We start from the raw sequence: 12,498 nt of genomic DNA on the forward strand, positions 1-12,498 counted from the left end.
GCACGACCAGGAGACCACGATGGGCGAACAACTGATCATCTTCGACACCACCTTGCGCGACGGCGAGCAATCGCCGGGCGCCTCGATGACGCGCGACGAAAAGCTGCGCATCGCGCGCCAGCTCGAGCGGCTCAAGGTCGATGTGATCGAGGCGGGTTTCGCGGCCAGCTCGAACGGGGACTTCGAGTGCGTGCAGGCGATCGCCCGAGCGGTGCGCGAGTCGACGATCTGCTCGCTCTCGCGCGCCAACGACCGCGACATCGCGCGCTCGGCCGAAGCGCTCAAGGACGCGGCCCGTGCGCGCATCCACGTGTTCATCGCGACCTCGCCGCTGCACATGGAGAAGAAGCTGCGCATGACACCCGACCAGGTGTTCGAGCAGGCACGCCAGTCGGTGCGCTTCGCGCGCAACCTGGTCGGCGACATCGAGTTCAGCCCCGAGGATGGCTACCGCAGCGACCCGGATTTCCTGTGCCGCGTGATCGAAGAGGTGATCAAGGAGGGCGCCACCACCATCAACGTGCCCGACACGGTCGGCTACGCCATCCCCGAGCTCTACGGCAACTTCATCCTGGACCTGCGCCAGCGCATCCCGAACAGCGACAAGGCGGTCTGGTCCGTGCACTGCCACAACGACCTGGGCATGGCCGTGGCCAACTCGCTGGCCGGCGTGAAGATCGGCGGCGCGCGGCAGGTGGAATGCACCATCAACGGCCTGGGCGAGCGCGCGGGCAACTGCTCGCTGGAAGAGGTGGTGATGGCCGTGAAGACGCGCCGCGACTACTTCGGCCTCGACCTGAACATCGCCACCGAGCACATCGTGGCGGCGAGCCGCATGGTCAGCCAGACCACCGGCTTCGTGGTGCAGCCCAACAAGGCCGTGGTCGGCGCCAACGCCTTCGCCCATGCCTCGGGCATCCACCAGGACGGCGTGCTCAAGGCGCGCGACACCTACGAGATCATGCGCGCCGAAGACGTGGGCTGGAGCGCCAACAAGATCGTGCTGGGCAAGCTCTCGGGTCGCAACGCCTTTAAGCAGCGCTTGCAAGACCTGGGCGTGCAGATGGAGAGCGAGGCCGACATCAACGCCGCTTTCGCGCGCTTCAAGGACCTGGCCGACCGCAAGAGCGAGATCTTCGACGAGGACATCCTGGCGCTGGTCAGCGAGGAGAGCGTGGCGCACGAGCAGGAGCAGTACGTCTTCGTCTCGCTCAAGCAGCACAGCGAGACCGGCGAGCGGCCGCAGGCCGAGGTGGTGTTCACGGCCCAGGGCCAGGAGGTGCGCGGCACGTCCGACGGCAACGGCCCGGTCGACGCTTCGCTCAAGGCCATCGAATCGCATGTCCACAGCGGCGCCGAGATGGTGCTGTATTCGGTCAACGCCATCAGCGGCTCGACCGAGAGCCAGGGCGAGGTCACGGTGCGGCTGCAGAACAGCGGCCGCGTGGTCAATGGCGTGGGCGCCGATCCCGACATCGTCGTGGCCTCGGCCAAGGCCTACCTGTCGGCCTTGAACAAGCTGTACAGCAAGGCCGAGCGCGTCGCAGCCCAGGGCTGACCGCGGCGGCCACCGAAAGCAGAACGGCCTCCCGAGGGAGGCCGTTTTCTTTGGGGGCAGGGCGGTTACTCGACCTTGGCCTTGGCGCGCAGTTCCTGCTGGTACTGCTGCATCTTCTGCTGTTGCAGCTGCTGGCCGATCTGCTGCTTGACCTGTTCCAGCGGCGGGAACTCCTGCTGGCGCTCGTCGTTCAGGCGGATGACGTGGTAGCCGAACTGGGTCTTGACGGGCACATCCGTGGTCTGGCCCTTCTTGAGCTTGACCAGCGCGTCGCCGAATTCCTTGACGTAGCCGGCCGGGTTGGCCCAGCCCAGGTCGCCGCCGTTGGCGCCGGATCCGGGGTCCTTGGACTGCTTCTTGGCGATGTCCTCGAACTTCGCGCCCTTCTTGAGGCTGGCGATGATGGCCTTGGCGTCGGCTTCCTTCTCGACCAGGATGTGCTGGGCCTTGTATTCCTTGCCTTCGCTGGAATTGGCGGCCTTGACCTTGTCGTACTCGGCCTGGATCTCGGCGTCGGTCACGGGGTGGGTCTTCTGGTAGTCCACCAGCAGCTCACGCACCAGCAGCGACTGGCGGGCGAAATCCATCTGGGCCTGGAAGTCGGGCGAGGCATCCAGGCCGCGCTTCTGCGCTTCCTGCATGAAGATCTCGCGCATGATGACTTCCTCGCGCAGCTGGCCTTCCTGGTCGGGCGTGACCGGACGGCCGGCACGCGCCATCTGCTCGGCCAGCGCATCCACGCGGGCCTTGGGCACGGCCTTGCCGTTGACGACAGCCACGTTCTGCGCGAACGAGGGCAGGCTGACGGCACCCAGCACGAGCGCTGCCGCAACTGCGGAATACAGAGACTTCTTCATGTGTTTCCTCAAGAGTTTTGGGAGGGCGGGGCCTGGAGCGACGATGGCGTTGCGGCCGGGTGCACGTGCGGAATAATTTCGATGGCTATGGCGTGCACGCCCTGGGTGATCATTTGGCGCAGCGGATCATACACAAGGCGATGCTGCGCCACGCGCGACAGTCCGGCGAACTGTGGCGAGGCGATGCGCACGCGGAAATGCGTGCCGTAGGGGTGCGGCCCTGCGCCCGCGTGGCCTGCATGGTCGGCGCTTTCGTCCAGCACTTCGAGCTGCGTGGGGCCCAGTGCCGCACGCAGCGCCTGCGCCATGTCGGTGGCGGTCGCCATCAGCGCGGCTCCTTGGATTCGACCTCGGCGGCGTCACCCGCTTCGCCGTCGGACTGGAGGTGGCGCGACACATACAGGCCCTGGCCGATGATGAAGGCCAGCGGGAACACGTAGCCCCAGAGCTTGAAGTCGACCCAGGCGTCGGTGCTGAAGTAGTAGGCCACGTAGCCGTTCACGACCGACATGAACAGGCAATACAGCACCCAGGCCCAGTTCAACCGCATCCACACGGCATCGGGCAGTTCGAGCTGGCTGCCCAGCACCATCTTGAGGAAGTTCTTCCGGAACACCCAGACCGTGACGGCCAGCGCCACCGCCATGGCCGCGTACAGCACGGTGGGCTTCCACTTGATGAAGCGTTCGTCCTGCAGCACCAGGGTCAGGGTGCCGAACACGAGCACCAGGGCCAGCGTGGCCTTCTGCATGGTCTGCAGCTTGCGTTCCTGCGCGTAGGTCACGCCCATCTGCACCACCGTGGCGGCCATCAGCACTGCGGTGCCCACGTAGATGCCGTAGAGCTTGTAGGCGCCGAAGAACAGCAGGATCGGCAGGAAGTCGAGCAGGATCTTCATGGGCTCACTTGTCCTCGAACTGCAGCGAAGCCGAATTCATGCAGTAGCGCAGGCCGGTGGGCGTCGGGCCGTCGGGGAACACGTGGCCCAGGTGGGCGCCGCAGCTGGCGCACACGGTCTCGGTGCGCACCATGCCGTGGCTGCGGTCGACGATCTCCTCGATGGCGCCGGGCACGGCCTCCTGCGAGAAGCTGGGCCAGCCGCAGCCGGCGTCGAACTTGGTGCCGGAGTCGAACAACTTGGCGCCGCAGCAGACGCAGTGGTAGCTTCCGTCGGCCCAGTGCTGTTCGTACTTGCCGGTGTAGGGGCGTTCGGTCGCCGCGTGGCGGGTGACCTGGTAGGCGGCCGGCTCGGCGCCTTTCTGCGCGAGCAGCGCACGCCATTCGGCGTCGGTTTTCTCAACGGGTCGGGTCATGAGGAACAGCTGATCTCGATGGAGGATGCCCAGTCGGGCGGGAAGTCGGCATCGGCTTCGCAGCCGGGGTGCTCGTCATATGGGGTCTGCAGCAGCCGGTGCAAGCGTTCGACTTCCGAGAAGTCCTTGGCATGCGCGCGGCGGATGGCCTGCTCGGCCAGGTGGTTGCGCAGCACGAACCTGGGATTGGCGGCACGCATGCCCGCCCCGGCCTGGTCCAGCGCGCAGCCGGCCATGCGGCGCTGGTAGAGCGTGGCCCAGCCGTCGAACGCGGCGCCGTCCAGGAACAGGTCGCGCACGGGCGTGAGCGCCATGCCCGCGGCCACGGCGTCGGACAGCCGGCGCCAGAAGATGGTGTGGTCCACGCGCTGGCTGGCCAGCAGCTGCAGCGTGGCCTCGACCAGTGCACGGTCGTCGTCCTGCGGCTGCGCCAGGCCCAGCTTGGCGCGCATGGCCGCCTCCAGCGCCTGCGGGAAGTCGGTCTTGTAGTGCTCCAGCGCCGCCAGGGCCAGCTCCTGGTCCTCGATCAGGGGCAGCAGCGCCTGGCCCAGGCAGAACAGGTTCCAGTAGGCCACGTTGGGCTGGCGGTTGAAGGCGTAGCGGCCCTGGGTGTCGCTGTGGTTGCAGATGTGGCCCGGGTCGAAGGCGTCGAGGAACTGGAACGGGCCGTAGTCGATGGTCAGCCCCAGGATGCTCATGTTGTCCGTGTTCATCACGCCATGGCAAAAGCCCACGGCCTGCCACTGCGCCAGCATGGCCGCGGTGCGCTGCGTCACCGCGCGCAGCAGCGCAGCGTACGCGTTGCCGCCGAAGTCCTCGGCCTGCGCCCGGCACTGCGGGTAGTGGCGGTCGACCACGTGGTCGGCCAGTGCGCGCAGCGATGCGTGGTCGCCGCTGGCCGCGAAATGCTCGAAGTGGCCGAACCGGACGAAGCTGGGCGCCACGCGCGTGACCACGGCCGCCGTCTCCAGCGTCTCGCGCCGCACGGGTGCGTCCGATCCCGTCACGCACAGCGCGCGCGTGGTGGCGATGCCCAGGCCGGCCATGGCCTCGCTGCACAGGAATTCGCGGATCGACGAGCGCAGCACGGCCCGGCCGTCGCCCATGCGCGAGTAGGGCGTGCGCCCCGCGCCCTTGAGCTGCAACTCCAGGCCGCCTGCGGTCTCGCCCAGGCCGATGGCGCGGCCGTCGCCGAGCTGGCCGGCCCAGACGCCGAACTGGTGGCCGCTGTAGACGCTGGCATAGGGCGCGCTGCCGGGGAGCAGCTGGTTGCCCGTGAAGGCCTGCAGCGCGGCGTCGGACGCGAACCAGCCGGCATCCAGGCCCAGTTGCGCGGCCACGGCGTCGCTGCGGCCGACCCAGTACGGGGCGGGCAGGGGCGTGGGCTGCAGGCGCGTGACGAAGGCCGGCCCCAGGTCGGCAAAGCCCTCGCGCCAGGCGATGGGCGCGGGGTCGGCCAGGACGGCGTCGGAAGTTGGGCGCATGGCCCGATTGTCGGGCAGGCCGGGAAACCCCGGCCGCCAGGGGCTACCCCGGCGGTGTCAGCAGCCCAGGCGCGCGCGGTACTGGGCCGGCGGCACGCCGAACCAGCGCTTGCAGGCGCGGTGGAAGTTGCTGCTGTCCACATAGCCCAGCAGGTCGGACACATCGGCCAGGCTGTGGCGCTGCTCGGCCAGGTACTGCTGGGCCAGCTCGTGCCGGGTGCTGTCGAGCAGCGCCTGGTAGGACACCTGCTCCTCCTGCAGCCGGCGCTGCAGCGTGCGTTCGGCCAGGCCCAGGCCCTTGGCGACGACCTCGCGGCGCGGCTCGCCTTGGTCCAGCAGGCGTGCGATCTCGGCGCGCACGCGCTGGGCCATGCTGGTCTGGCCCAGGCCGGCCAGCTGCTTGTCCAGCAAGGACTCCAGCATGCCGGCGAGTTCCGCGTCGCAGGTGGGGATCGGGCGGCGCAGGTCGCGGTGCGCGATCAGCATGCGGTTGGCCGGCGCGCCGAAGCGCAGCGGGCAGCCGAAGGCGGTGCGCTGCGCCCGGTCGTCCGCGGGCTGCGCGTCGGCCAGCTCCACCACCAGCGGATCGAACTCCCTGCGCGTGAGCCACTGGCACAGCATCAGCGTGGCCAGCATCGCGTACTCCACGCGCTGGCGCGGGATCGGCAGCGTGCCGCCGGTGTGCGCGGTCGAGAGCCAGCAGCCGCGCGCGTCGGCCTGCAGCGAGAAGGCCGTGGCGTCCGAGATCACGGCCATGTAGCGCGCCAGATGGGCCAGCGCGCGGCCCAGGTCCGGGCTGCAGCTCATCACATGGCCCACGGTGCCGGTGTTGCTGTGGGTGGCGGCCAGGCTGCGCTGCAGGCCCAGCGTGGGCTTGCCCGCGCGCGCCACGGCCAGCTGCCACAGGCGCGTGACCTGGTCGACCGGGATGCGTGCGTTCTGCCGGTGCAGCGTGGCAGCGTCGAAGCCGGCATCGCGCAGCAGCGCAGGCACATCCAGGCCCTCGGACTCGAACATGGTCAGCACGCCGGTCAACCACGCAGCCGAGCTGGTGCGCACGGGCAGGTAGGGAAGGGCGGTCCGCGTGGTTCCTGAAGTCATGGATTTGGCGCGCTTGCGATAGCGGTACTCGAGCGGGGGCCTTCTAGACTTTTCCTGGCAACGGCCCGAAGCGGCGCAGTATGGACGAGGGTCCGCCGCGCGTGCATCGCGAATAACCCCGAACGACCGGACAGGAGACAAGCATGCGTACAGCCCTTCCATCCCTCCCTTGGTGTGTGCAGCGCGCAGGCGCCGCGCTGGTCCTGGCCGCCTGCGCCGCGCTCGCCGGCTGCGGCGGCTCGTCCGACGACGACGGCCCCACGCTGCGCACCACGGCCGCCGGCAAGCTCCAGGGCATCGACGACAGCGCACGCAACGGCACCTGGGCCTGGAAGGGCGTGCGCTACGCCGAGCCGCCCGTTGGGGCGCTGCGCTGGCGCGCGCCGGTGGAGCCCGCACGCTGGGCCGGCGTGCGCGCGGCCGACAGCTTCGGCCCCGCCTGCCTGCAGATCGGCCGCATGTTCGGCCCCGGCGCCAACAACCGCTTCGACGAGACCATCGCCAGCACCATGGGCCAGCCGTTGGGCAGCGAAGACTGCCTCACGCTCAACATCTGGCGCCCGGCCACGGGCGAGGCCAAGCTGCCCGTGCTGTTGTTCATCCACGGCGGCAGCAACATCTCGGGCTACACGGCCGACCCGCTCTACGACGGCGCCGCGCTGGCCAAAGCCGCCAACGCCGTGGTGGTCACGGCCAACTACCGGCTCGGCGTGCTGGGCTTCCTGAACCTGCCGCAGCTGCGGGTCGGCGGTACGGCCGGCGACGACTCGGGCAACTTCGCGCTGCTCGACAACATGGCGGCGCTGCGCTGGTTGCGCGGCAACGCCGCGGCCTTCGGCGGCGACGCCGACAACATCACCGTCTCCGGCGAATCGGCCGGCGCGAACAACGTGCTGGCCGTGATGACCTCGCCCATGGCCAAGGGCCTGTTCCACAAGATCGTCGCGCTGAGCGGCGGCATCTCGCTGGCCAGCAACCTGCCGGCCGGCACCTCGCCTGCCCTGAGCCCGCTCGCGACTTGGCAGGCGCAGGGCGAGCTGGTCCTGCTGAACCTGCTCGTGGCCGACGGCACGGCCGCCGACCTGGCCGCGGCCAGGACCTACGTGGCCACGCGCACGGCCGCGCAGGTCGCCGACTACCTGCGCGGCAAGGATGGCAAGGCCGTGCTGGCGACCGCGCTCGCCAAGGGCCTGAACACGGGCAACCCCATCCCGGACGGCACGGTCGTGCCGACCGACCCTATCGCCACCATCGCGGCCGGCCAGCATGTCAACGTGCCCACACTGATCGGCAACACGCGCGACGAAGGCAAGCTGTTCGGCGGGCTGCTGCCGCTGTTCGGCGGCAGGCCCAGCTACATCGTCGACGACGCCACCCGCTTCCTCATGATGGCCCGCTTCGACCCCGATGCGGCCACGTCGCTCACCACCGCCGACATCGTCGATGCGTCGTACCTGCCGGTGGCCACGCCCGCCACGGGCTACGACGCGCGCACCGGGCTCATCACCAGGCTCCTGTTCGAGGCCAACAGCCAGAACCTGCTGTCCACGCTAAGCGCCCGGCAGCCCCAGCTGTGGCAATACCGCTTCGACTGGGCGCAGGAGGCCTACCCCTGGAACGAGGTGTACGGTGCCGCCCATGCCTTCGACCTGGCCTTCCTGTTCGGCAACTTCGGCCCCTCGGTGGTCGGCCAGGTGGTGGGCGGCACGGCCAACCGCGCGGGCCGCCTCGCGCTGTCGAACGCGTTGATGGCCAGCCTGGGCGCCTTCATGCGCACGGGCAACCCGAACGCCACGGCGCTGGGCGCCAGCTGGTCGCCCTGGCCATCGAAGCTGCTGCTGGATGCGACACCGACCGCCCTGCGCATCTCGGCGCAGTGACCATCCGCGCCGCAGGGCGTACGGGTAAATACCGAACGGTCGTGCCATTACGATGCACGCCTGTTGAAAACAAGCGTTCCTGGGAGCCATAGCCATGCTGGGTCTGATGCAGAACCAACCCCTTCTGATCTCTTCGTTGATCGACTTCGCCGAGCGCCACCATGGCGACGGCGAGATCGTCTCGCGGCGCGTGGAAGGCGACATCCACCGCTACGCTTGGCGCGACGTGGCGCGGCGTGCGCGCCAGGTCGCGGGCGGCCTGGACGCATGGCAGCTGGGCTTCGGCGACCGCGTTGCCACGCTGGCCTGGAACGGCTACCGCCACCTGGAGCTGTACTTCGGCGTGAGCGGCTCCGGCCGCGTGCTGCACACCATCAACCCGCGCCTGCACCCCGAGCAGATCGCCTGGATCGCCAACCACGCCGAAGACCAGGTGCTGTGCTTCGACCTCAGCTTCTTGCCGCTGGTGCAGGCCGTGCATGCCAAGTGCCCCACGGTCAGGCACTGGGTGGCGCTGTGCGATGCCGACAAGCTGCCGCAGGACAGCGGCATCCCCGGCCTGCAGAGCTACGAGGCCTGGCTGGCCGACAAGCCCGGCACCTACCAGTGGCCCGTGTTCGACGAGAACACCGCCTCGAGCATGTGCTACACGAGCGGCACCACGGGCAACCCCAAGGCCGCGCTGTACAGCCACCGCTCGACCACGCTGCACGCGTATGCCGCCGCGCTGCCCGACGTGATGGGCATCAGCGCGCGTGACGCCATCCTGCCGGTCGTGCCGATGTTCCACGTCAACGCCTGGGGCATTCCGTACTCCGCCGCACTCACGGGCGCCAAGCTGGTGTTCCCCGGCCCGGCGATGGACGGCAAGTCGATCTACGAGCTCATCGAGGCCGAGAAGGTCAGCTACGCCGCCGGCGTGCCCACCGTCTGGCAGATGCTGCTCATGCACATGAAGCCGGCGGGCCTGAAGTTCTCCACGCTCAAGCGCACGGTGATCGGCGGCTCGGCCTGCCCGCCGGCCATGATCAACGCCTTTCGCGACGACTACGGCGTGGAGGTGCTGCACGCCTGGGGCATGACCGAGATGTCGCCGCTCGGAACGCTGTGCACGCTCAAGAACAAGCATCTCGACCTGCCCAAGGAAGAGCAGATGAAGATCCTGCTCAAGCAGGGCCGGGCGATCTACGGCGTGGACATGAAGATCGTCGGCCCCAATGGCGAAGACCTGCCGTTCGACGGCAAGGCGGCCGGCGACCTGCTGGTGCGCGGCCCCTGGGTGGTGCGCGAGTACTTCAAGGGCGAGGGCGGCTCGCCGCTGGTGCGCGACGCCCAGGGCAACGAATGGTTCCCCACCGGCGACGTGGCCACCATCGACGCCGACGGCTTCATGCAGATCACCGACCGCAGCAAGGACGTGATCAAGTCCGGCGGCGAATGGATCAGCTCCATCGACATCGAGAACATCGCCGTGGCGCATCCGGCCGTGGCGATGGCCGCCTGCATCGGCGTGTTCCACCCCAAGTGGGACGAGCGGCCCATCGTGGTCGTCGTGAAGAAACCCAACGCCGAGGTGGGCCGCGAGGAACTGCTGGCGTTCTACGAAGGCAAGACCGCCAAATGGCAGATCCCCGACGACGTGGTGTTCGTCGACGCCATCCCGCTCGGCGCCACCGGCAAGATGCTCAAGACCCGCCTGCGCGAGCAGCTCAAGGACTACCGCCTGCCGGGCCTGTGACGGGCCAGTGAGCCGCGCACGACACCGCCTAGGGCAATCCCTCAGCGTTGGCGCAAAAGAAGACTTGTAACCTGCCCTCACTTTTTTCCAAGACCACTAGGAGACGACCGAATGAAGCCAGTTGTACGAATCGTTGCAGCCGCCGCGCTGATGGCCTGTGCGATGGGCGCCTTCGCCCAGAAGGGCGAGACGGTGAAGATCGCCTGGATCGATCCGCTCTCCGGCCTCATGGGCCCGGTCGGCAACAATCAGGTCAAGAGCTTCCAGTTCTTCGCCGAGAAGTTCAACCAGAACAACCCGGCCGGCGTGAAGTTCGAGGTCATCCCTTTCGACAACAAGCTGAGCCCGGCCGAGAGCCTGAACGCGCTGAAGGCCGCGCTGGACCAGGGCGTGCGCTACATCACGCAGGGCAACGGCTCCTCGGTGGCGGCGGCGCTGATCGACGCCATCGACAAGCACAACGCGCGCAACCCGGGCAAGGAGGTGGTCTACCTCAACCACTCCGCCGTGGACCCGGACTTCACCAACAGCAAGTGCAACTACTGGCACTTCCGCTTCGATGCCGACACCTCGATGAAGATCGAGGCGCTGACCACCTACATGAAGGACCAGCCGGACATCAAGAAGGTCTACCTGCTCAACCAGAACTACTCGCACGGCCTGCAGGTCGCCAAGTACGCCAAGGAGAACCTGGCGCGCAAGCGGCCCGACGTGCAGGTGGTCGGCGAAGACCTGCATCCGCTGGCCCAGGTGCGCGACTTCGCGCCCTACATCGCCAAGATCAAGGCATCGGGCGCCGACACGGTGATCACGGGCAACTGGGGTTCCGACCTCGCCCTGCTGATCAAGGCAGCCAACGAGGGCGGCTACAACGGCAAGTTCTACACCTACTACGCTGGCATCACGGGATCGCCCACGGCGCTGGGCACCAATGGCGCAGGCCGCGTCTACCAGATCGCCTACAACCACTACAACATGGGTGGCCAGATGGGCAAGTGGGCCGACGAGTTCCAGAGCAAGTTCAAGGACGACTTCTACACGGGCTCGGTCATCCACATCTACAACGCGCTGTCCGAGGCCATGGCCAAGGCCAAGTCCACCGATCCGGTCAAGGTGGCGGCCGCGATGGAGGGCCTGAAGTTCAAGAGCTTCAACGGCGACGTGGAGATGCGCAAGTCCGACCACCAGCTGCAGCAGCCGCTGTACCTCACGGTATGGCAGAAGACCGACGCCAAGTACCCCTACAGCCCCGAGAACACCGGCATGACGCTGGTGCCGGTGAAGACCTTCGAGTCCTACGTGTCCAGCACGCCCACCAGCTGCCAGATGAAGCGGCCTGGCTGAGGTGTGCATGGTGTTGCGGGCGGCCGCGCGCCGCCCAGCGGCCCGATCCAGAGGTTCTGGCTCGGGCCTCTTTTTTGCAGTAGGCCTTCGGTGGCCACCAAGGTGAGGTGATGGAGTTCTTCACGATCTCGATGCTCAACGGGCTGAGCTACGGCCTGCTGCTGTTCATGCTCAGCTCCGGGCTCACGCTGATCTTCAGCATGATGGGCGTGCTCAATTTCGCACACGCGAGCTTCTACATGCTGGGTGCCTACGCGGGCTACACCGTCTCGCAGCTCGTCGGCTTCTGGCCGGCGCTGGTGCTGGCGCCCATCCTGGTGGGCGTGCTCGGCTCGCTGTTCGAGCGGCTGTGCCTGCGCAAGGTCCACAAGTACGGCCACGTGCCCGAGCTGCTGGTGACCTTCGGCCTGTCCTTCGTGATCCTGGAGATCGTGCAGCTGGTCTGGGGCCGCACGGCCGTGCCGTTCACCCCGCCGCCTGCGTTGCGCGGGCCGGCCTTCACGCTGGTGCAGCACTCCGTCGATGGCCTGCGCCTGGTCTGGGGCGCGGCGCCGGCCGAGATGTGCGCGGCGGCCGATGCGGCCGTGCGCGTGGTCTGCTCGCCGTTCCCGGCCACGCGCGGCTTCATGATGCTGGTGGCCGTGCTGATGCTGGTGGCGGTCTGGCTGTTGCTCACGCGCACGCGCATCGGCCTGGTGATCCAGGCCGCGCTCACGCACCCGGAGGCCGTGGAATCGCTGGGCCACAACGTGCCGCGCGTGTTCATGCTGGTGTTCGGCGCCGGTGCCGCGCTGGCGGGCCTGGCCGGCGTGATCGGCGGCAGCACCTTCGTGACCGAGCCGGCGATGGCGGCCACGGTCGGCTCCATCATCTTCGTGGTCGTGGTGGTGGGCGGCATGGGCTCGCTGTCCGGCGCGTTCCTCGCGTCCATCCTGATCGGCGTGATCCAGACCTTCGCGGTGGCCATGGACGGCTCGCTGCTGAGCCTGCTGCGCAGCCTGGGCATGGAGCCGGGCGCGGCGGCCAGCAGCAATGCGTTGCTCACGCTCACCGTCTCGCAGGTGGCGCCGATCCTGCCGTACCTGTTCCTGGTGCTGATCCTGATCTTCCGGCCCAAGGGCCTGCTGGGCGCGCGCGAAGGCTAGAACATGAAACCCCCACGCTCTTCACTTCGTGTACCGCTGCCCTCCGAGGGAGCGCATCAATGCCTTCGGGCGGCCGGG

11 protein-coding genes are annotated in these 12,498 nt (G+C 68.3%); 5 read left to right on the top strand and 6 right to left on the bottom strand.

Features of this window, described 5'->3' with window-relative positions:
• The first annotated feature begins 19 nt into the window (after positions 1–19).
• The gene (locus ASF44_RS19655; RefSeq protein ID WP_056900939.1) at positions 20–1,558 is read left to right on the top strand and encodes a 2-isopropylmalate synthase; all 1,539 of its coding nucleotides are present in this window, start codon (positions 20–22) and stop codon (positions 1,556–1,558) included.
• Between the two features lie 65 nt (positions 1,559–1,623).
• Here ASF44_RS19655 and ASF44_RS19660 read toward each other — a convergent pair whose 3' ends face one another.
• The 6 genes from ASF44_RS19660 to ASF44_RS19685 are packed head-to-tail and all read right to left on the bottom strand — an operon-like array spanning position 1,624 to position 6,313.
• The gene (locus ASF44_RS19660) at positions 1,624–2,415 is read right to left on the bottom strand and encodes a peptidylprolyl isomerase (protein WP_056900940.1); all 792 of its coding nucleotides are present in this window, start codon (positions 2,413–2,415) and stop codon (positions 1,624–1,626) included.
• Between the two features lie 8 nt (positions 2,416–2,423).
• On the bottom strand, positions 2,424–2,741 hold the full coding sequence (locus ASF44_RS19665) for a BolA family transcriptional regulator (RefSeq protein ID WP_082524906.1): 318 nt from the start codon (positions 2,739–2,741) through the stop codon (positions 2,424–2,426).
• Entirely contained in the window at positions 2,741–3,313 is a 573-nt protein-coding gene (locus ASF44_RS19670) for a septation protein A (protein WP_056900941.1), read from the bottom strand. The genes ASF44_RS19665 and ASF44_RS19670 overlap by 1 nt, the downstream gene beginning before the upstream one ends.
• A gap of 4 nt (positions 3,314–3,317) precedes the next feature.
• Positions 3,318–3,728 (bottom strand): peptide-methionine (R)-S-oxide reductase MsrB, encoded by a 411-nt coding sequence (gene msrB, locus ASF44_RS19675; RefSeq protein ID WP_056900942.1) that lies wholly within the window; start codon positions 3,726–3,728, stop codon positions 3,318–3,320.
• Positions 3,725–5,212 (bottom strand): YdiU family protein, encoded by a 1,488-nt coding sequence (locus ASF44_RS19680; RefSeq protein WP_056900943.1) that lies wholly within the window; start codon positions 5,210–5,212, stop codon positions 3,725–3,727. Before ASF44_RS19680 ends, msrB begins: the two co-directional genes overlap by 4 nt.
• A 57-nt stretch (positions 5,213–5,269) precedes the next feature.
• Entirely contained in the window at positions 5,270–6,313 is a 1,044-nt protein-coding gene (locus ASF44_RS19685) for an AraC family transcriptional regulator (protein ID WP_056900944.1), read from the bottom strand.
• 143 nt (positions 6,314–6,456) lie between these two features.
• Here ASF44_RS19685 and ASF44_RS19690 point away from each other — a divergent pair, with 143 nt between their 5' ends.
• The 4 genes from ASF44_RS19690 to ASF44_RS19705 all read left to right on the top strand — a co-directional run bounded on the left by ASF44_RS19690 (position 6,457) and on the right by ASF44_RS19705 (position 12,420).
• Complete coding sequence (locus tag ASF44_RS19690) at positions 6,457–8,193, top strand: carboxylesterase/lipase family protein (protein WP_056900945.1); 1,737 nt, start codon at positions 6,457–6,459, stop codon at positions 8,191–8,193.
• 94 nt (positions 8,194–8,287) lie between these two features.
• Positions 8,288–9,931 (top strand): 3-(methylthio)propionyl-CoA ligase, encoded by a 1,644-nt coding sequence (locus ASF44_RS19695; protein WP_056900946.1) that lies wholly within the window; start codon positions 8,288–8,290, stop codon positions 9,929–9,931.
• A gap of 111 nt (positions 9,932–10,042) precedes the next feature.
• Positions 10,043–11,275, top strand: a complete 1,233-nt coding sequence (locus ASF44_RS19700; protein ID WP_056900947.1) for a branched-chain amino acid ABC transporter substrate-binding protein — start codon at positions 10,043–10,045, stop codon at positions 11,273–11,275.
• A 110-nt stretch (positions 11,276–11,385) separates the two neighbouring features.
• Entirely contained in the window at positions 11,386–12,420 is a 1,035-nt protein-coding gene (locus ASF44_RS19705; RefSeq protein ID WP_056900948.1) for a branched-chain amino acid ABC transporter permease, read from the top strand.
• Positions 12,421–12,498 lie beyond the last annotated feature (78 nt).

Source organism: Pseudorhodoferax sp. Leaf274 (assembly GCF_001422445.1).
Taxonomy (GTDB): Bacteria; Pseudomonadota; Gammaproteobacteria; order Burkholderiales; family Burkholderiaceae_C; genus Pseudorhodoferax.